This window comes from Tersicoccus solisilvae, assembly GCF_014643255.1.
Taxonomy (GTDB): Bacteria; Actinomycetota; Actinomycetes; order Actinomycetales; family Micrococcaceae; genus Tersicoccus; species Tersicoccus solisilvae.
Genome location: NZ_BMJI01000009.1, coordinates 38,219 through 55,542 on the forward strand (window position 1 = coordinate 38,219; position 17,324 = coordinate 55,542).

Genomic DNA, 17,324 nt, shown 5'->3' on the forward strand with positions numbered 1-17,324 from the left:
CGGGCGCGGGGCGTCCACGACCGCCGGTCACCCGGCCGTGCCGGACGTGAGAACGCCCCGGACCGTCGTGACGATCCGGGGCGTTCGATGATGTCGGCCCGCTCCCGTGGCGGCGACGGCCGTCACGGGCGGGTCATCCTCAGGAGGTCACCGCTCGGTGCCGGCCACCCCGTCGGTGTCGGTCTCGATCACTTCCTTGCGGACCTGCTCGGTGACCGTGGTGTCGTCCTGGACGACCTGCTTGCCCAGGCGGACTCGCTCGACGGCCTCCACGTCCTTCTCCACCACGGGCCGCTCGGCGTGCAGGACGACCTCGTGCTCCTCCTCGGACAGCTCCGGGCCGTCCTGCGCGGCCGCCCGGTTGGCGTCGGTGATCGGTTCGCGCTCGATGGTGACCTCCTCGTGGGAGACGGGCACCTGGACGGTCTGCTGCTCCGTGACGATGTACTTGCGCAGTCGGGCGCGGCCGGTCTCCACCGACTCCTTGCCCACCCGCAGGCGCTCCTCGGAGCGGGTCATCGCCTCGTCCGTGGTCGGCCCGGAGGTGTCGTGCCCGACCGTACCGGCAGCGTCCCCGTCCCCGGCGACACCGCCGGCGAGGTGGCGGTCGTCGTCCCGGTCGTGATCCCGACCGGCCGCGTCGCCCCGGTCCACGGAGCCGTCCTCGACACCGTAGTAACGGAACAACTCGGTCTCCTCCTCCGGGGAGAGGTGACCCTGCTCGGCATCCACGCGGGGTGCGCCGGTGACGACGTCCTTCTCCCACGGCACGCGCAGGACCCGGTCGTCCAGGTCGGCGTTGCGGATCGGCACGAAGGTCTCCTTGGTGCCGAACAGACCGGTGCGGACGGTGACCCACTCGGGGGCGCCGCTCTGATCGTCGAGGTACACCTGCTCGACGCTGCCCAGGCGGCTGTCGTCCGCGGTGCGGACGTCCGCCCCGAACAGGGAGGCGACGGCAGTCTTGTCGATGGCCATGGAATTGCTCTCCTTCGTCTTGGTCGTTCTGGTTCTCACTGCCCGGACCGCGGGCACACGCCCCCTCGGTCCGGGGTCCTGGGGTGCCGGCCGGACGCCGACCCGGTCAGCGGGTCCGCTGGCCGTCGCGGGTGGCGCCGTCCCGGCCGGTGCCGGACTGCTGGACGCGCTGGGCGGCAGACTTCGCCTGCCGCTCGACGCTGGGCGCTGCCTCGGCATGGGCGCGCACGCGCGGGGCCTCGGCCTCCACGGTGGTCAGGTAGGACTCCCAGCGGGCCTGCATGGGCTTGATCAGTCCGCCGCCGACGCCCACGACGATCACGCCGCCGAGCGTGGCCAACACGGCGATCAGCACGGGCGTGGTCACCGTGGTGGCGATCCCCACCTGGTTCAAGGCCGCGATGATGCCGAATCCGAGGATGAAGACGGCGGCGATGTTCGCCAGCACCTTGCCGTAGGAGAGACCGCCCAGGGTGTTCTGGACCAGGCTCTTGACGGCGGCGGCGATGGCCGCGGTGACGATGACGATGACGATGGCCACGAAGGCGGCCGGCAGGAAGGCGATGATCGCCGTCAGGATGTCACTGATCGGGTTCGGCCCGAACGCGCTGAACGCCAGCTGCAGGGTGAACAGCATGACGGCGTAGTAGACGATCTTGGCCAGGATGTCGCTGACGTCGTACTTCGATCGCGCCAGCGCACGCCCGATGCCGCCGCGCTCGACGGCGCGATCCAGTCCGACGCGCTGGAGGACCTTGCCGACGGCGCGCGAGAGGACCTTCGCGACGATCCAGCCGATGACGAGGATGACGAGGAACAGCAGCAGGGCGGGCACGAACGTGGCGATGGCGGTCCACGCGGCGCTCAACCCGTTGGTCAGTGATTCGGTCATGAGGGCACCTTCGCGTTGGTCTCGACCGGCTGGGGCCGGCTGTCAGGGAAGCGCACGGCCGTGACGGCATGGTTTACACCGTAAGACCGGGCGCTGTGCCGACGAGCTTACAAGGTAAGCCGGGCAATGCAAAGCACACGGGGTAGTCGGTGGGTAGTGCATCGTCCGAGGTCGCGGGCTATCGTCGAACGCAGGCAGTCGAACGCAGGCAGTCGAACGCAGGCACCGGACGTGATCGGACGGAGAGGCGGCATCGTGGCGCGACGAGGCGAACCCACCGCGACCGGCAAGGACGGCGGCCGCAAGCCGCTCAGTCGGCAGTTGATCGTGGGTGAGGCCATCGACTTCATCGACGAGTCCAGCGTCAATCACCTGACCATGCGTTCGCTCGGGGCCCGGCTCGGAGTGGAGGCGATGTCGCTGTACCGCTACGTCAACGGCCGGGAGGACCTGCTCGAGGCCATCGTCGCCTCCCTGGTGGACCAGCTGGAGGCGACGCCCCCGGCCGGACACGAGTTGACCACGGACTGGCACGGCTACCTGCAGTGGATGGCCCACTCCGTGCGGGACATCGCCCTCGAGCACCCCGCCATCTTCCCGCTGGTCGCGACCCGACATCCCGCGGCGGCCTGGCTGCGGCCGCCGCTGCGCAGCCTGCGTGTCGTCGAGGAGTTCCTGGCCGCGCTGGTCGAGCGCGGGTTCACGGAGGAGCGTGCGGTCGAGGTGTACCGGGTGTTCACCAGTTTCCTGCTGGGGCAGATCCTGCTCGAGGTCGCCCAGCGGGGCGAGTCGACGGCGCCGGTGGAGGAGCCGCTCGACGAGGGCGACGCCGACATCCCGAACCGGGACGAGGAGCTGGACCTCTCCCAGTTCCCGCTGGTGGCGAAGCTGCGGCCACTCCTGTCCGAGGACCACGCGGACGAGGAGTTCGAACGCTCCCTCGAGGCGCTGCTGGACCGGTTGGACCTGACGGTCACCCAGTGACGCCGGTGCCCCGGCGTCGTCAGGCGCTGCGGCCGAGCTCCTGCCTCTCCCCGCCGTCGGTCATCGGCTGGTCGGCGGAGTCACGGAGGAACTCCACGGCGGTGAGCGTGCGCGGCGTCGTCTCGAGGCCTTCGGGACTCAACTGGCCGGACCGGACGACGGTGGGGTCGAGGTCGGCGATGCGCCGCGCGGTGACGAACACCCGGCTCTCCAGTGACCCGATCATCGTGTTGTAGCTCTCGACCGTCCGGCGCAGCGACGAACCCATGGCCGCGAGGCTCCTGCCGGTCGACCCGAGCCGGTCGTAGAGCTGCTGGGAGAGGGCGAACAACTCCCGCGCATTCGCCGTGAGCGAGTCCTGCCGCCACGAGAAGGACACCGCCTTGAGGGCGGCCAGCAGGGACACGGGGGAGACGAGCGCCACCTGACGGGACGCCGCGTGATCGAGCAGCCCCGCGTCGGCGGTCAGCGCGGCGGCCAGGGCCGACTCGGCCGGCAGGAAGCACAGCACCAGTTCGGGGCTCTCGGCGCGGCCCTCCCAGTACTTCTTGCCGGCCAGGGCGTCGACGTGGGCCCGCACCGCCTTGGCGTGCTTCGCCAGCCAGGCGGCCCGCTCGGCGTCGTCGTCGGCCTCCTGTGCCTCGAGGTAGGAGGACAGGGGTGCCTTGGCGTCGAGGACGAGTTCCTTGCCACCGGGCAGGGCGACGACCATGTCCGGGCGCTGGATCACCCGCACGCCGTCGGCGTCGACCTTCTCCGCGTGCACCTGCTCGGCGAAATCGACGTGGGCCAGCATGCCGGCGGCCTCGACCACCCGGCGCAGCTGCGCCTCGCCCCAGGTGCCGCGCGCGGACGTGGAGCGCAGTGCACCGGCGAGCGACTGCGTCGCCAGCTGTAGCTCGCCGCTCGTGGTGCGGGCGTCCCGCAGCGCCTCGTGGATGCCGCCGTACTGCTCGGCGCGCTGCCGTTCCATCACGCGGACGTGCTCCTCGACCGCGGTGAGCTTGGCCTGCACCGGGGCGAGCGCCTGCAGCACGTCCAACTGCTCACGGCTGCGCTCGTCGGCGGCGACGGCGCGTTGTTCGAGTTGGTGGCAGGCCTCCCGGGCGCGCGCGAGGTCCGCGGTCAGCTGCGCGACGCGGGGGCCGCCGTCGTCGGCCAGGAACCATCGACGGGCGGCGCCGATGCCGGCCGCCAGGCCGACGAGCAGCGCGAGCAGGGCCAGGAGAAGAGCGGCGAGAACGTCCATGTCTCCACGGTCTCACCGCGCTCCGACAGAACTCGTCAGGCTGGTCGGGGCATCGTCACGTATCGGCGCTCCGCGGCCCGGCCCGGCCCGAGCACGCCGGCCGAACACCCTGGCCCGAACAACACCGTGGCTGCTCGGGCTCCAGCACCCCAGCCCGGCCACCCGGTGCCTCGTTCGGGCCGGCGTGCGCCGTCGTCGTCCGCCGACCGAGGCGCTCACGGTCCGCCCGTAGAATGGACTCCCGTGGCTCTCACTATCGGTATCGTCGGTCTGCCCAATGTCGGCAAGTCCACCCTCTTCAATGCCCTGACGCGCAACCAGGTGCTCGCGGCGAACTACCCGTTCGCGACCATCGAGCCGAACATCGGGGTGGTGAACCTGCCGGACCCGCGGCTGGACAAGCTGGCCGAGATCTTCGGTTCCGCCCGCATCCTGCCCGCGACCGTCTCCTTCGTGGACATCGCCGGCATCGTCAAGGGTGCCAGCGAGGGAGAGGGCCTCGGCAACCAGTTCCTCGCCAACATCCGCGAGGCGCAGGCGATCGCGCAGGTGGTGCGCGTGTTCGACGATCCCGACGTCGTCCACGTCGACGGTCGGATCGACGCCGCCTCCGACATGGAGACCATCAACACCGAGCTGATCCTCGCCGACCTGCAGACCATCGAGAAGGCGCTGCCCCGGGTCGAGAAGGAAGTGAAGATCAAGAAGCGGGACGCCGCCGAACTCGCCGAGCTCCAGAAGGCGCAGGCCGTGCTCGAGCGCGGGGACACGATCTTCTCCTCGATCGACTCCGACAAGCTCGAGATGGGGCACCTGCGGGAGCTGAGCCTGCTCACCGCCAAGCCGTTCATCTACGTGTTCAACGCCGACGCCGACGTGCTCGCCGACGAGGCCAAGCGGAAGCAGCTGGCCGACCTCGTGGCCCCGGCCGACACGGTATTCCTCGACGCGAAGCTCGAGTCCGAGCTGGTGGAGCTCTCCGAGGAGGAGGCCCGCGAGATGCTCGAGATGGAGGGCCAGACCGAGTCGGGCCTCGACCAGCTCGCCCGCGTCGGCTTCCACACCCTCGGGCTGCAGACCTACCTGACGGCGGGGCCGAAGGAGGCGCGCGCCTGGACCATCAATCGCGGCGACACCGCGCCCCAGGCTGCCGGGGTCATCCACACCGACTTCCAGCGCGGCTTCATCAAGGCCGAGATCGTCTCCTTCGAGGACCTGGTGGATGCCGGGTCGATGGCGGAGGCGAAGTCCCGCGGCAAGGTCCGCATGGAGGGCAAGGACTACGTCATGCACGACGGCGACGTAGTGGAGTTCCGCTTCAACGTGTAGCCGGCCTGTCGAGCAGGGCGAAAATAGCGACTGGCGCTCGACGGTGTCCTCCGCAGCATGCAATGCAACATTCTTGGACAGGGACTCTGTAGAGTGAGAGAATCCGACGTCGCAACGCTGGGAGTGAGATGTACATCTCTCGTATTCGCCTCAAGAATTGGCGAAATTTTCGCCATCTAGATTTTGCCCTCGACGAGCAGATGTACATCATCGGACCGAATGCTTCTGGTAAGTCCAACCTGCTCGACGCGTTAATCTTTCTTCGCGATATTGCGCGGCCCTCGGGTGGTGGACTTCAAGCGGCCGTTACGGCGCGTGGGGGATTGCAGAAAATTCGATGTCTCCATGCACGGAATGACCCCGAAGTACGAATAGAAGTTTTCGTTTCAGAAGTTCCGGGAAGCGCCTCTCCGGTGTGGCGATATGCGCTTGGTCTAAATCAAGAAAGACGCGGCCGCAGGCGATCGGTCGTTTCTCACGAGGAGGTCGAGCACGAAGGCGCCCGTATCGTCTCTCGACCTTCGAAAGCTGATGCGGGCGATTCGGAGTTGCTAACGCAGACCGCCCTTGAGCAAATCGCTGAAAACTCCAAGTTTCGAGAATTGGCCCGCTTCTTGTCGGAGATTGCGTTCGTGCACCTTGTCCCGCAATTGCTGAAGTACCCGGACCTCACTGGGGGAATCGCGGTACAAGATGATCCGTACGGTCAAGGGTTTCTGGAACGTATCGCGCGGGCGGCCCCTAGGGTGCGAGACGCCCGTCTGCGACGCATTCAGCAGGCATTAGAGACAGCAGTACCTCAATTCAAGGAGATCCGCTTCGTTCGCGACGACGTTTCTGGCAAGCCGCACCTGGAAGCACGGTACGCGCATCATCGGCCTAATGCCGGGTGGCAACGGGAAGACTCATTCTCCGACGGTACGCTGCGTCTAATCGCGCTTCTTTGGATGCTCCAAGAAGGATCATCGGTCTTGCAACTCGAAGAGCCGGAACTTTCACTAAATGACGCTGTAGTTCGCGAGATTCCCGCACTCTTCAAGGCTGTTCGTGCAGCTGCAAAGCGTAGTCGTCAGGTAATTGCGACAACCCATAGTGATGCCCTTCTAAGTAATCCCGGTATCTCGAGTAACCAAGTTCTAATACTCGAAGTTGGGGCCGAGGGCACAACAGGTCGTCTTGCGAACGAGGGCGAGCAGATGCTGCTGGATGCCGGGCTTTCCCCGGCGGAAGTGCTCCTTCCGAAGACGCGAGCCGCCGGTTTGACCGAATTTTCCCAATGGCAGTGATTAAGTAGGATGCGAAGCGTAACGATCGCGATTGAGGATCAACTTTCAGAGGTGTTGCTCAGCCGAGTCATTGCTGAGTTTTCCCCGCAGCTCGTTGTTGGTCTTTCAATCGGGCGTAAGGGCAACGGTCACCTTCGAAACCGCCTACCGAATCTAGTGTCCGCTGCGCAGGCCGGCATGCCGGTAATTATGTTGACCGACTCTGACGGACCTGAGGCGCCCGACGTTGTCCGTTCGCAATGGATGAAGGGTCTAACTTACGAAAGTTCTCGATTTCACCTTGCGGTCGCGGTGCAGGAAGTCGAGGCCTGGCTTCTAGCTGACGAACTGGCGGTAGCTCACATGTTGGGCAAGAAATGTCGGGCAATTCCTGTCCCCACCGACACGATCGAAAGTCCAAAGGAATGGCTGCTGACTCAGGCATTGAAATCAGCTCGACGAATAAAGGAGCAGCTGGTCCGCGAGGAACATGGTCGTCTAAAGATAGGTGAAGGCTACAATGCGTTGGCAGCGCGGGCAGTGTCAGAAGTCTGGTCCCCCGCGCGTGCGAGAGCGAATTCCTTCAGTCTGGATCAGTTCATGAGAGAAATGCTCACTTGGTGAACACCCCGGTTACTTCCCGTGGGCCTCGACCGAGACCGGCTGCCACTCGTTCCACGTCGCCAGGCGCGATTCGTAGTCCTTCGTCGCGATGCCCAGCGGCGCCGTGCCGAAGAAGACCCGCAGCGGCGGGTTCTCCGCGTCGACGACCTTGAGGATCGCGGCCCGGGTGGCCTCGGGGTCGCCCGGGTTGTTCGCCGACGGACGCTTCGCCGCGGCCTCACGCACCGAGGCGTACTCCTCCATCTCCTCGCTGTGCGTGGCGGACGGGCCGGACCAGTCGGTGGAGAACCCGCCGGGCTCGATCAGCGTCACCTTGATGTTGAAGCCGGCCACCTCCTGGGAGAGCGACTGGGAGAAGCCCTCCAGGGCCCACTTCGACGCGTGGTAGGCGCCGACGGTCGGGAAAGCGCTGATCCCGCCGATGCTCGACACCTGGATGATGTGCCCCGACCCCTGCTCGCGCATGATCGGAAGGGCCGCCTGGGTGACCCACAGGGCACCGAACAGGTTGGTCTCCAGCTGCGCCCGGACCTCCGCCTCGGACAACTCCTCGATCATGCCGAAGTGCCCGTAACCGGCGTTGTTGACGACGACGTCGAGTCGGCCGAAGTGCTCCGCGGCCTGCTGGACGGCCGCGAAATCGGCGTCACGGTCGGTGACGTCGAGCTGGATCGGCAGGAACGTGTCGGGATACGTGTCGGCGAGGTCGCGGATCGTGTCGAGCCTGCGCGCGGTGCCGGCGACGTGGTCCCCGCGCCCCAGGGCCGCCTCGGCCCACTCCCGCCCGAAGCCCTTGGATGCCCCCGTGATGAACCAGGTCCTGGTCATGGTGCTGTCCTCTCGATCGTGTACACGCTGTCTCTCTGGCGCAAACGCGCGACCACGGCGAAGACTTCCCCGTGACCCGATCTTGTCCGTGACAGGATTGGGCCGTGGCCTCGATCCAGACGCTCAGCGACGCGGACCGGCGCACCATCGCCCGCTGGGCGGCGGCCTGCGCCGAGCGGGTGCTCCCGCTGGTCGACGTCGAGCCCGCCGCCCTGGATCAGGTGCACGACGCTGTCACGCGCACCCGGGCCTACAGTGCGGGGGAGAGCACGGCCGCCGAGGAGATCGCCCAGCGGATGATCGCGGTCAAGGCCGCGAGCAGGGCGAGCACGCCCGCCGGTGCGGCCGCCGCCCGCTCGGCCGCGCAGGCCTCGGGCGTCGCCCACCTCGCCGCGCACGCGCTCGGTGCCGCCGCCTACGCCGTCAAGGCCGTCTCCCTCGCCCACCCGGGGTCCCCGGAGGCGGAACAGGCGGAGATCCGCTGGCAGCTCGAGCACCTCACGGCCGACGAGCGCGCCGTACTCCGACGCCTCCCGGCCCTGGGCGCCGACTCGTCCGGCCCACTCGGACCGGGGCTGCTCGCCCGCGGCATCCTGGGGGACGTCATCCGCCGGATCCAGGCGGAGGTCGGCAGCGGCGACGCGGTGGTCGAATGAGACGGGAGTCGACCGAGAGGATCGGCCTGCGTGCTCTCCGCCTCGAGGACGCATCAGTGATGGCCGAGGTGCTGGCGGACCCGTCCCTCTACGCATTCACCGGCGGCGAGCCGCCGACGGTCGAGCAGTTGCACGATCGGTATGCCGCACAGCTGCGCGGAGGACCCGTCGGTGGCGGCGAACGGTGGGTGAACCTGATCGTGCTGCTCGGCGCGCAGCCGGTCGGATACGTGCAGGCCACCGTCCCGGACGACGGCGGGCCGGCGACGATCGCCTGGGTGATCGGCCGCCCGTGGCAGGAGCGCGGACTCGCCTCTCGGGCGGCGTCCCTGCTCCTGGCCGAGCTGGCGGATCTCGGGGTGACCCGGGTGATCGCCCACATCGACCCGGCGCACGAGGCGTCCCGTCGCGTCGCCGCGCGGCTCGGGCTGGAACCGACGTCCGTGGCCGTCGACGGGGAGACCCGGTGGGTGGGCAGCACCGGCGCTCCCTGAGCGGCCACTGCTGGGCAGAGACGCGTGAGACGACGCAGGTCACTCCGCGCGCGGCCGCCGGCGGGCTTGCTTGACCTCGGCCCGCTGCCGTTTCGCCTCGAGCCTACGCCGTCGGGAGCCGCGGGTCGGCCTGGTCGGCCGGCGGGGGATCGGCGGTGCCGCCGCCTCCCGCAGGAGCGCCGCGAGACGCTCGCGGGCCGCGGTGCGGTTGCGGAATTGGGAGCGTTGCTCGGAGGACTCGACGGTGAGGACGGAGCCGGCGAGCCGGTTCGCCAGCGCCCGGAGCAGACGTGCACGCAGCACGTCGTCCAGCGCCGTGGTGGCGGCCAGATCCAGGCTCAGCTGCACCCGCGAGTCGGCCGTGTTCACGCCCTGCCCACCCGGGCCGGACGCATGGGAGAAGCGCTCGACCAGGTCCGAGCCGGGCACCACGAGCCCGTGCGGCACGCCGGGCCCGGGCGGCACCTGCAGATCGTCCATCGTCCCAGTGTGACCGCTCCTGAGCGCGGACGAGGCAGCAGGGACCGATCGTCCAACAGAACAAGTACTTGCCGAAGTGGAAACTACTTGTCACACTGAGTGCATGAAACGTCGAGACCTCGAGGAGAGCACCATGACCACCACGGCGACCAACGACAGGCTTCGCTACACCCGGATCGGTCTCGCCGTGGCCGCCGTGGTGATCTCGGTGGTCGGCATCACCCTGATCGTCGCCGGCATCGTCACCGGTCAACCCGGCCTCAGCGTGGTGGCGTCCTCCAGCATGGCGGCCGGGGGAGCCTCCCTCGCCGCTGGCTACAGCACGTACCGGACGTCCCGCCGGCGAGCGATCCGATGACGGACGAGACGACGGGTCCGGTGCGGCGCGCCGGGGACCCGGCGCAGGAGGCGAGCATGCGGGATGAGGCGGCGATCGCCGCGGTGACGGCCCGCCGGGCGACGATGCTGACCCGCGCTCGTCGTCACCTGGGCTGGTTCTCGACGATTCTGGCCCTGCTGATCGGTGCCGCCCATACCGTGCCCGTGGTGTTCCCGCCGCAGGTGTCCCTGCCCGCGTTCCTGGTGGCCATGGGCCGCTGGGTGGTGGCGGTGCTGCTGCTGACCTACGCGTACCTGCGCACGCGTTCCGCCACCCCGCGCGGTGGCGGGCGACGCTACACGGTCGGCCTTCTCGTCACGATGGCGCTCTACCTCGCTGGCCTGGCCCTGACGCCGTGGGAGACGTGGCCCGTCGCCATCCTGATCGGGCTGCTGATTGCCGCGCCCCTCACGATTGCCGGCTGGTGGCGACGCTCGTGAGCACCCATTCCCGCCATCGCCTCAACGACCACTTCACGAACCCCATCCGGCTCGCCCTGATGGCCACCCTCGCCGGTGTCGACGAGGTCGACTTCAAGACGCTCAAGGAGACCGTCGACCTCACCGACTCCGCTCTGTCCAAGCACGCCGGGGCCCTCGAGCAGGCCGGATACGTCGCCATGCGCAAGGGCTTCATCGGCAAGCGGCCTCGCACCTGGCTGTCCCTCACTCCCGACGGGCAGAAGGCGCTCACCGAGCACGTGGCAGCGCTGCGGGAGATGACGACGGGGCTCTGACCAGCAGCGGTCTGGAACCGCGGCCGCGGTGGCCGGCGCATCCTCACCGCCGGATCGCGTCCTCCTCGCGCTGGTGCGGGGTCCGCTCGTCCCGCTCGGGGGCCACGGCGTCCTCGCGGCGCGGGTCGTCCGTCATGCTGGACAGCTCGTTGGACGGCGTCGCCTCGTCCCGCCACCGCAGCAGCGCGCCGACCCCTTCGGGAACGGAGGCCACCCCGTCCTCCAGGGCCGAGACGCCGGCGTCGGTGGCGATGGCCTGCCGGATCAGCTCCTCGATGTTCTCCGGCTCCTGCCCGACCACGAACAGCAGTTCGTCCACCTGCCCGCGGCCGAGTGCCTCCGTGACCTCGGCGACGCCGGCGAGCGAGTCGGTGCCGCGGCGCTGGTTCTCGTGGAAGGTGTCGGCCAGGTCACGCTGGCGCTTCTCGATGAACTCGGCGGTGACGCGCTCCAGCTCCTCCCGGAAGGAGGCGCGATCCATGCTCACGCCGCGGGTGCCGCCGGAGACCACCCGCAGCCGGGCGCGTGCCTCCGCGCCGAGCGCGTCCTTCAGCAGGGCCGTCGCCCGCACGTCCCCGGTGAGCAGCACCATGTCCGGCTTGTGCTTCATCACGATGGTGTCGACCTTCTTCGCGACCGCCTCGGCGTTGCGCTCCCACGAGTCCTCGACGCGGGCGTCGAAGTTCCGGGCCCGCCACCCGTGCTGTGCGCCGCCGCCGACACTGGCCTTGTGCAGCTCGTCGTGCCCGCCGTCGACGCTCGACTCGCCCTCGATGTCGTTCCGGGACCGGGCGATCACGGGGTTCTCCGGCGCCCGGAGGTGCAGGTCGGCTCCGGCCCGGTCCACCTCGATGAGCAGCTGGCTGACCGCGTAGGGGGTGAGCTGGACCAGCGGCAGCAGCACGGGTGCGTCGCCGAACGCGGACCCGTCCTTGCGGGGTGGGACCGGCAGCACCCGGTCGAGCAGGATCGCGCGCGGCGAGGCGATGATCGCCCGGCCGTGCCGTCCGCCGATGGACGACGGCGCGAGCACGGTGTCGCCGATCTCCTCGAGCAGGTCGTCCGCGACGCCGGCCGAGGAGAGGCGCGAGCGGCACTGGTTCCAGCGGGTGGCCAGCTCGGTGGCGGCGCTGGGATCGGTTCGGGTGGTGTCGAGGTGGACCGAGATGAACGGTCCAGCGTCCTCGAGGGCGGGCTTCAACCACGGCAGTTTCACGGTGACCTCCTGGTTGCTCGTCCTGCGGCGACGGAGCCCATGCCCGGCAGCGTCGCCGCTGGGGGTTGTCTCACCCTTCCACTCGGCAGGGACGGGTTCAAGGGCGGGATCGGGCGCACCGTCTGAGACCCTGAGACCACGAACGCGAGGGGAGAGGCGACCATGACCACCGAAGCTCCGACCGGCCACGGCCTGACGTCCGCGTCCTGGGAGACCGAGGACATCGACGTCGACGCGTATCTGCGCCGGCTCGGCGTCGAGCGGGACGCCCCCACGCTCGAGCTGCTGGCGCGGATCCACGCCGCCCACGTGCGGGTGTTCCCGTTCAGCAACGTCGACGTCCTGCTCCGGCAGCATCCCGGGGTGGCGCCCGCCGCGATCATGGACAAGCTCGTGCGCCGCGGGCGTGGCGGGTACTGCTTCGAGCACGCCCAGCTGATGGCGGCGGCGCTGCAGGGCCTCGGCTACCCGGTCACCCGCCGGCTCGGCCGGGTGCACGCGCCGGAGAACGGCCGTACCCATCTCACGCTGCACGTGGACGTCGACGGGACGACGTACCTGGCCGATCCGGGATTCGGACTGAGCATCACGGGGCCGCTCGAGGTGGCCGACGGGGCGGAGCGGCGCGAGTGGACCGGCGTCTTCGACCTGCGCCGACACCTGATCGACGGGGTGGAACACTGGGAGCTGCGGCGCAACGGCGAGCTCCAGCACCTCACCGACGTGCTGCGGGTGGTGCCCAAGGACGTCCGGTCCGCGCACCTGACCACCTCCACCGACCCCGACGGGAGCACGTTCCTGCGCCGGCTCGTCGTCAGCCGGTTCACCGGCGAGGGTCACGTGACCGTGATCGACGGGGCGAGGACCCTCCGCCGGCCCGGCCGGGACACCGTCCGCGAGGAGCTCTCGCCGCGGGAGACGATCCAGGCCGTGCGGGACCTCGACGTGGAGCTGTCCGGTGAGGACGCCGCACGCCTGGAGGTGATCCTGGCCCACTGGCAGGTGGCGGACCTGCGCACGGAGCGGCGCACCTCCGCCCACCTCATCGCCACGAACTGAGCTCCTGCCCGACCGGGGTTCGATCCGCGACGGGCCCGGTCGAGAGGGGTACCGGCAGGGCATCCCGCGCCGGGCGATGAACCGTACCGTCGATGGCATGAGCGCCAAGGACGAGATCCGCGAGTTCCTCACCACACGCCGCGCCCGGATCACCCCCGACCGGGCCGGGCTGCCCGTCTACGGGGTCAACTGGCGCGTCGCCGGGCTGCGCCGCGAGGAGGTCGCGCTGCTCGCCGGCATCAGCGTCGAGTACTACACGCGGCTCGCACGCGGGGGCGCCGGCAGCGTCTCGGACGGCGTCCTGGACGGCATCGCCACGCCCTGCAGCTCGACGAGGCCGAGCGAGACCACCTGTGCCACCTGGTCCGCACCGCGAGCTCGTCGCCGAGCCGGCGGGCGCTGCGGCGCAACCCCGCGAAGAAGCGCGTGCGTCCGGCCCTGCAGCGGATCCTCGACCAGCTCCCGATGCCGGCCTACCTGCGCAACGGCACCTTCGACGTGCTCGCCGCCAACGCTCGGCCGCGCCCTCTACCAGCCCCTCTACGACCAGGCCGACCGGGGGGAGTGCCCCAACAGCGCCCGGTTCCTGTTCCTCGACCCGGCGTCGGCGGACTTGAAGTACCCCGGCCACGTGCCGTGCGTCCGGTTGATCCAGGCGGTGCGCAGGCCGGCCGCGTGCGCCCCGTGCACGTCCCACGGGTGCACGGCGACCAGCAGCATGCGGTCGGGCGGGGTACCGCAGGCCTGCACGGCATGAGCGTACGACGACGGGTGCGGCTTCCACGCCGGGGCGTCCTCGGAGTCGGCCACGCCGTGACCGGCCAGCAGGTCCGCCGCGCTGGTGCGGGCGATCTCGGCGAACCCGGCGTTGTCACCGGCGAGGCCCGCGGCGAAGCCATCGCGGAGGATGCCGGCGAACCACGTGGCCGCCAGGCCCTCGTCGGCCCCGGCGGCGGCGAACGACCGCCCGAGCGGACCCATGTCCGACAGGGTCTCGTTGACGTCGAAGACGATGACGTCGATCGCGGCGGACCGCACGGCGCCGGCGCTCTCGCTCACGCTGTCGGTTCCGCGCTGGGCAGGGCCGCGAGGTGCTCCGGCCGGACTGCGACCACGCCGGTCTGCTCCGGGTGCTTGCTCAGCCACGTCTTGACGTAGGGGCAGACCGGGACGATGCCGATGGCGGAGCGAGCGGTGTCCGCCAGCGCCTGCCGCACGAGCGTGGACGCCAGTCCCTGGCCGGCGCGGTCCTCGTCGACGGTCGTGTGGAAGAAGATCCGCTCGGGCCCGGCGGGGCCGTCGAAGGCGGCCCAGTACGCCCGGCCGACGACGGCGCCGTCGTCGAGCAGTTCGTAGCGGCCGCGGCCGGTGTTGTTGCGGACCGTGATGTCGGCGTCCACGGGGGCCTCCTGAGGGGTCGGTGCGAGTCGGTCGGTCGGCATCGGGGCGGGATCTCAGCCGCGCGGGCGCAGCCGGACGGTGGGCAGCGCGGGCGCCGGCAGGGGGGCCGGGTGCCCGGCCGGGTACGGGCCGAACCGCTCCGCCGGCCCGTCGCCGGTGTCCGGCGACGGCGCCGGGTCGGGCGGCTCGGCGCCGATCTCTGCCTGCCAGGCACTCCGGTAGGCGACGACCTCCTCGTGGGTGCGCCCGACGAAGTTCCACCACATCACGATCTGCTCGCCGAGCGGCACACCGCCGATCAGCAGGGCCCGCACGAGCCCGTCCGGGCCGCCGTCGCCGGCGGCCAGGCGCAGCGTGCTGCGGCCCGGGGGCAGATACGCCAGGTGGTCGCCCGGCAGGGCGGTCCCGTCGACGTCCAGGTCGCCGGCGTCCAGCAGCACCCCGTGTTCGAACGCCGCCTCGACCTCCAGGTCGAGCCGCGTGCCCGGCCGCAGGAGGATCTCGGCGGCGAGCAGCGGGGGCGTGTGCGTCTGCACGGGCGAGACGGCGCCGGCGAGGGAGCCGAGGTAGACCCGCAGTTCGGCGCCGTGCTGCGGGTGCACGGGCGCGGGCGCGTGGTGTGCGAACGACGGCGGCCGGTGGCGGGTCGCGTCCGGCAGGGCGTACCAGAGCTGCACCCCGTGCAAGGTCGTGGTGTCGGGCGTGGAGAACTCCTGGTGGGAGATCCCGCGGCCGGCGATCATCAGGTTCACCTCGCCCGGACTGACCCGTGCGGCGTTGCCCGCCGAGTCGAGGTGGTCGATGCCGCCGGTGAACAGCAGGCTCACCGTGGCCAGGCCGGTGTGGGGGTGCCGGGCCACGCGCATGCCGCCGGACGCGGACACCGGGTCGGGGCCGTAGTGGTCGGCGAAGCACCAGGACCCGATCAGCGACCGGCGGCGCTGCGGCAGAGTGCGCCGCACGGTCATCGCCCGCGGCCCGCCGAGCGGCACGTCCCGGGGCTCGAGCACCTGCGCGCCGGGCGCGGTCTCCGGGCTGGTGCAGAGGATCTCCTGCGGGTCGATCTCGAGATTCGTCATCGCGCTCGTCTCCTCACGTCAGCGTCCTGCGCATGATCAGCCGGGGCAGCCCGTTGGCCTGCGCGTCCGTGGTGCCGACGACGTCGAACCCGGCTCGGTCGAACATGGAGCGGGTGCCGACGAAGAGCCGGGCGGTGTCCATCCGGGACCCGTTCTTCCCGCCCGGCGGCTCCACCGGGTAGGCCTCGACGGCGGGCGCCCCCTCGGACCGCGCCCACGCGACGGCGCCGTCGATGAGATGTCCGGTGACGCCCTGACGCCGATGCCCGGCCCGGACCACCAGGCAGACGATGCTCCACACCGGCACCGCGTCCACGGGGCGGATCAGTCGGGCTTCCGCGAGTCGGGGGATGTCGGCGCGCGGGCCGAGGTGGCACCAGCCCACCGGGTCGCCGTCCCGATAGGTCACGACGCCGGGCGGATGCCGGGCGCAGAGGGCGCGCATGGCCCGTTCGCGGTCGCCGCCGCCCAGGTCCCGCACGTCGGCCGCCCGCAGCCGCGGGGCGACGCACCAGCACGCCCGCGCGCGCCGGCGCGGGTTGACGATGTCGGCGAAGTCGTCGAACCGGTCCGGGGTGACGGGGTGGGTGGTCCAGGTCATCGGGCGCCTCCGGGTCGTCGGTCCTGCGGGGTCGTGGTGACGCAACGGCGGTGGGTCCGACTGTAGCGCGGCGCCGCCCCGGAGCGCGGGAAACCTGCGGTCAGCCCGACATCGGAATAGGCCGGCAGCCGCCGGCCGTTGCCCGAGGTATGCGAGCCATGACCTACGACCGATACGGCGACCCCGATGTCCTGCAGCTGCGCGACCTGCCGACCCCGAAGGTGGGTCCCGGGCAGATCCTCGTCCGCGTGAGCCGTGCCTCCGTCAACCCCGTGGACTGGAAGGTGATGGCCGGCGGGCTGGACGCCATGATGGACGCCCACTTCCCGGTGGTCCCGGGGTGGGACGTCGCCGGCGCCGTCGAGCAGGCCGGCCCGGACACCCCCGAGTTCACGCCCGGGGACCGCGTGGCCGCCTACGGCCGCAAGATGGTCGTCTCCGGCGGCACCTTCGCCGAGTACGTGACCCTGCCGGCCGAGTTCGCCACCACCATTCCCGACGGCGTGGGTGACGACGCGGCCGCCGCGCTGCCGCTGACCGGGCTGACCGCGAAGCGGAGCATCGAGGCCCTCGACCTGACGGCCGGGCACACGGTACTGATCCACGCGGCCGCGGGCGGCGTCGGGTACCTGGCCGCGCAGCTGGCCCTGCGGCAGGGGGCGACGGTGATCGGCACCGCCTCGGAGGCGAGTGCCGGCAAGCTGCGCGATCTCGGCGTCGCGCCGGTCGCGTACGGCGCCGGGCTGGCGGAGCGCGTGCGGGAGATCGCGCCGGACGGCGTCGACGCCGTCGCCGACTACGCGGGCGACGTGCTCGAGACGACGCTGGCGCTGCTGAAGGACGGCGGCCGGCACGTGTCGATCACCGACCCCTCCGTCGCCGAGCGCGGCGGCCGGTGGATCTGGGTGCGCCCCGACGCGGCGGGCCTGGCGGAGTTGCTGCGGCTCGTCGACGCGGGCGAGTTGCGGGTCGACATCGACCGCACGTTCGGCCTCGGCGAGGTGGCCGAGGCGTTCCGGGTCAGCCAGGCGGGCGAGGCGAAGGGCAAGCTGGTCATCGACGTCACCCGCTGAG

General features: G+C 70.5%; 21 protein-coding genes. 11 read left to right on the top strand and 10 right to left on the bottom strand.

The window, feature by feature from the left end:
- Window positions 1–147: 147 nt before the first annotated feature.
- Both IEX22_RS08905 and IEX22_RS08910 read right to left on the bottom strand, forming a co-directional pair.
- Window positions 148–978 carry a DUF2382 domain-containing protein gene (locus tag IEX22_RS08905; RefSeq protein WP_188667993.1) on the bottom strand — a complete coding sequence of 277 codons (831 nt, stop codon included), beginning with the start codon at window positions 976–978 and terminating at the stop codon, window positions 148–150.
- Window positions 979–1,084: 106 nt separating this feature from the next.
- Window positions 1,085–1,870, bottom strand: coding sequence for a mechanosensitive ion channel family protein (locus IEX22_RS08910; RefSeq protein ID WP_188667994.1), 786 nt, complete (start codon window positions 1,868–1,870; stop codon window positions 1,085–1,087).
- Between the two features lie 231 nt (window positions 1,871–2,101).
- Here IEX22_RS08910 and IEX22_RS08915 point away from each other — a divergent pair, with 231 nt between their 5' ends.
- On the top strand, window positions 2,102–2,854 hold the full coding sequence (locus IEX22_RS08915; protein WP_229659896.1) for a TetR/AcrR family transcriptional regulator: 753 nt from the start codon (window positions 2,102–2,104) through the stop codon (window positions 2,852–2,854).
- Between the two features lie 19 nt (window positions 2,855–2,873).
- Here IEX22_RS08915 and IEX22_RS08920 read toward each other — a convergent pair whose 3' ends face one another.
- Complete coding sequence (locus IEX22_RS08920; RefSeq protein ID WP_188667996.1) at window positions 2,874–4,103, bottom strand: DNA recombination protein RmuC; 1,230 nt, start codon at window positions 4,101–4,103, stop codon at window positions 2,874–2,876.
- Window positions 4,104–4,346: 243 nt separating this feature from the next.
- Here IEX22_RS08920 and ychF point away from each other — a divergent pair, with 243 nt between their 5' ends.
- From ychF to IEX22_RS08935, 3 genes are all read left to right on the top strand, one after another.
- Entirely contained in the window at window positions 4,347–5,432 is a 1,086-nt protein-coding gene (gene ychF, locus IEX22_RS08925) for a redox-regulated ATPase YchF (RefSeq protein WP_188667997.1), read from the top strand.
- A gap of 128 nt (window positions 5,433–5,560) precedes the next feature.
- Window positions 5,561–6,718, top strand: a complete 1,158-nt coding sequence (locus IEX22_RS08930) for an AAA family ATPase (protein ID WP_188667998.1) — start codon at window positions 5,561–5,563, stop codon at window positions 6,716–6,718.
- A gap of 9 nt (window positions 6,719–6,727) precedes the next feature.
- Window positions 6,728–7,321 (top strand): DUF4276 family protein, encoded by a 594-nt coding sequence (locus IEX22_RS08935; protein WP_188667999.1) that lies wholly within the window; start codon window positions 6,728–6,730, stop codon window positions 7,319–7,321.
- A gap of 9 nt (window positions 7,322–7,330) precedes the next feature.
- Here the strand turns inward: IEX22_RS08935 and IEX22_RS08940 are convergent, their stop codons facing one another.
- Entirely contained in the window at window positions 7,331–8,149 is an 819-nt protein-coding gene (locus IEX22_RS08940) for an SDR family oxidoreductase (protein WP_188668000.1), read from the bottom strand.
- Window positions 8,150–8,253: 104 nt separating this feature from the next.
- Here IEX22_RS08940 and IEX22_RS08945 point away from each other — a divergent pair, with 104 nt between their 5' ends.
- Together IEX22_RS08945 and IEX22_RS08950 are read left to right on the top strand one after the other, a co-directional pair.
- Window positions 8,254–8,805 carry a putative immunity protein gene (locus tag IEX22_RS08945; protein ID WP_188668001.1) on the top strand — a complete coding sequence of 184 codons (552 nt, stop codon included), beginning with the start codon at window positions 8,254–8,256 and terminating at the stop codon, window positions 8,803–8,805.
- Entirely contained in the window at window positions 8,802–9,299 is a 498-nt protein-coding gene (locus tag IEX22_RS08950; protein ID WP_188668002.1) for a GNAT family N-acetyltransferase, read from the top strand. The genes IEX22_RS08945 and IEX22_RS08950 overlap by 4 nt, the downstream gene beginning before the upstream one ends.
- Before the next feature lie 39 nt (window positions 9,300–9,338).
- Here the strand turns inward: IEX22_RS08950 and arfB are convergent, their stop codons facing one another.
- Entirely contained in the window at window positions 9,339–9,779 is a 441-nt protein-coding gene (gene arfB / locus IEX22_RS08955; protein WP_188668003.1) for an alternative ribosome rescue aminoacyl-tRNA hydrolase ArfB, read from the bottom strand.
- Between the two features lie 103 nt (window positions 9,780–9,882).
- Between arfB and IEX22_RS08960 the strand changes: the two genes are divergently transcribed.
- Genes IEX22_RS08960 through IEX22_RS08970 form a run of 3 tightly spaced genes read left to right on the top strand, consistent with a single transcriptional unit; the run spans window position 9,883 to window position 10,894 of the window.
- Window positions 9,883–10,137 carry a hypothetical protein gene (locus IEX22_RS08960; RefSeq protein WP_188668004.1) on the top strand — a complete coding sequence of 85 codons (255 nt, stop codon included), beginning with the start codon at window positions 9,883–9,885 and terminating at the stop codon, window positions 10,135–10,137.
- Window positions 10,134–10,598: a hypothetical protein gene (locus IEX22_RS08965; RefSeq protein ID WP_188668005.1), complete on the top strand. Its 465-nt coding sequence runs from the start codon at window positions 10,134–10,136 to the stop codon at window positions 10,596–10,598. Before IEX22_RS08960 ends, IEX22_RS08965 begins: the two co-directional genes overlap by 4 nt.
- Complete coding sequence (locus tag IEX22_RS08970; protein ID WP_188668006.1) at window positions 10,595–10,894, top strand: winged helix-turn-helix domain-containing protein; 300 nt, start codon at window positions 10,595–10,597, stop codon at window positions 10,892–10,894. Before IEX22_RS08965 ends, IEX22_RS08970 begins: the two co-directional genes overlap by 4 nt.
- A 43-nt stretch (window positions 10,895–10,937) precedes the next feature.
- On the opposite strand, the gene IEX22_RS08975 is transcribed toward IEX22_RS08970, so the two are convergent.
- Complete coding sequence (locus IEX22_RS08975) at window positions 10,938–12,110, bottom strand: baeRF2 domain-containing protein (RefSeq protein ID WP_188668007.1); 1,173 nt, start codon at window positions 12,108–12,110, stop codon at window positions 10,938–10,940.
- A 162-nt stretch (window positions 12,111–12,272) separates the two neighbouring features.
- On the opposite strand from IEX22_RS08975, the gene IEX22_RS08980 reads away from it, so the two are divergent.
- Entirely contained in the window at window positions 12,273–13,169 is an 897-nt protein-coding gene (locus tag IEX22_RS08980) for an arylamine N-acetyltransferase family protein (protein WP_188668008.1), read from the top strand.
- Window positions 13,170–13,709: 540 nt separating this feature from the next.
- Here the strand turns inward: IEX22_RS08980 and IEX22_RS08990 are convergent.
- From IEX22_RS08990 to IEX22_RS09005, 4 genes are read right to left on the bottom strand one after another with little or no spacing between them, the layout of a single operon-like run.
- On the bottom strand, window positions 13,710–14,228 hold the full coding sequence (locus IEX22_RS08990; protein ID WP_188668049.1) for an HAD family hydrolase: 519 nt from the start codon (window positions 14,226–14,228) through the stop codon (window positions 13,710–13,712).
- The gene (locus IEX22_RS08995) at window positions 14,225–14,569 is read right to left on the bottom strand and encodes a GNAT family N-acetyltransferase (protein ID WP_229659898.1); all 345 of its coding nucleotides are present in this window, start codon (window positions 14,567–14,569) and stop codon (window positions 14,225–14,227) included. Before IEX22_RS08995 ends, IEX22_RS08990 begins: the two co-directional genes overlap by 4 nt.
- 54 nt (window positions 14,570–14,623) lie before the next feature.
- Window positions 14,624–15,649 (bottom strand): pirin family protein, encoded by a 1,026-nt coding sequence (locus tag IEX22_RS09000; protein WP_188668010.1) that lies wholly within the window; start codon window positions 15,647–15,649, stop codon window positions 14,624–14,626.
- 13 nt (window positions 15,650–15,662) lie between these two features.
- The gene (locus tag IEX22_RS09005) at window positions 15,663–16,250 is read right to left on the bottom strand and encodes a GNAT family N-acetyltransferase (RefSeq protein WP_188668011.1); all 588 of its coding nucleotides are present in this window, start codon (window positions 16,248–16,250) and stop codon (window positions 15,663–15,665) included.
- 149 nt (window positions 16,251–16,399) lie between these two features.
- Between IEX22_RS09005 and IEX22_RS09010 the strand changes: the two genes are divergently transcribed.
- Window positions 16,400–17,323 (top strand): NADP-dependent oxidoreductase, encoded by a 924-nt coding sequence (locus IEX22_RS09010; RefSeq protein ID WP_188668012.1) that lies wholly within the window; start codon window positions 16,400–16,402, stop codon window positions 17,321–17,323.
- Window position 17,324: the final 1 nt, after the last annotated feature.

Bases quoted from the DNA above. Each gene is read 5' to 3' on its own strand.
- IEX22_RS08905 (WP_188667993.1), bottom strand. From the start codon at position 978: ATGGCCATCGACAAGACTGCCGTCGCCTCCCTGTTCGGGGCGGACGTC.
- IEX22_RS08910 (WP_188667994.1), bottom strand. From the start codon at position 1,870: ATGACCGAATCACTGACCAACGGGTTGAGCGCCGCGTGGACCGCCATC.
- IEX22_RS08920 (WP_188667996.1), bottom strand. From the start codon at position 4,103: ATGGACGTTCTCGCCGCTCTTCTCCTGGCCCTGCTCGCGCTGCTCGTC.
- IEX22_RS08930 (WP_188667998.1), top strand. From the start codon at position 5,561: ATGTACATCTCTCGTATTCGCCTCAAGAATTGGCGAAATTTTCGCCAT.
- IEX22_RS08935 (WP_188667999.1), top strand. From the start codon at position 6,728: ATGCGAAGCGTAACGATCGCGATTGAGGATCAACTTTCAGAGGTGTTG.
- IEX22_RS08940 (WP_188668000.1), bottom strand. From the start codon at position 8,149: ATGACCAGGACCTGGTTCATCACGGGGGCATCCAAGGGCTTCGGGCGG.
- IEX22_RS08950 (WP_188668002.1), top strand. From the start codon at position 8,802: ATGAGACGGGAGTCGACCGAGAGGATCGGCCTGCGTGCTCTCCGCCTC.
- arfB (WP_188668003.1), bottom strand. From the start codon at position 9,779: ATGGACGATCTGCAGGTGCCGCCCGGGCCCGGCGTGCCGCACGGGCTC.
- IEX22_RS08960 (WP_188668004.1), top strand. From the start codon at position 9,883: ATGAAACGTCGAGACCTCGAGGAGAGCACCATGACCACCACGGCGACC.
- IEX22_RS08965 (WP_188668005.1), top strand. From the start codon at position 10,134: ATGACGGACGAGACGACGGGTCCGGTGCGGCGCGCCGGGGACCCGGCG.
- IEX22_RS08980 (WP_188668008.1), top strand. From the start codon at position 12,273: ATGACCACCGAAGCTCCGACCGGCCACGGCCTGACGTCCGCGTCCTGG.
- IEX22_RS09000 (WP_188668010.1), bottom strand. From the start codon at position 15,649: ATGACGAATCTCGAGATCGACCCGCAGGAGATCCTCTGCACCAGCCCG.
- IEX22_RS09005 (WP_188668011.1), bottom strand. From the start codon at position 16,250: ATGACCTGGACCACCCACCCCGTCACCCCGGACCGGTTCGACGACTTC.
- IEX22_RS09010 (WP_188668012.1), top strand. From the start codon at position 16,400: ATGCGAGCCATGACCTACGACCGATACGGCGACCCCGATGTCCTGCAG.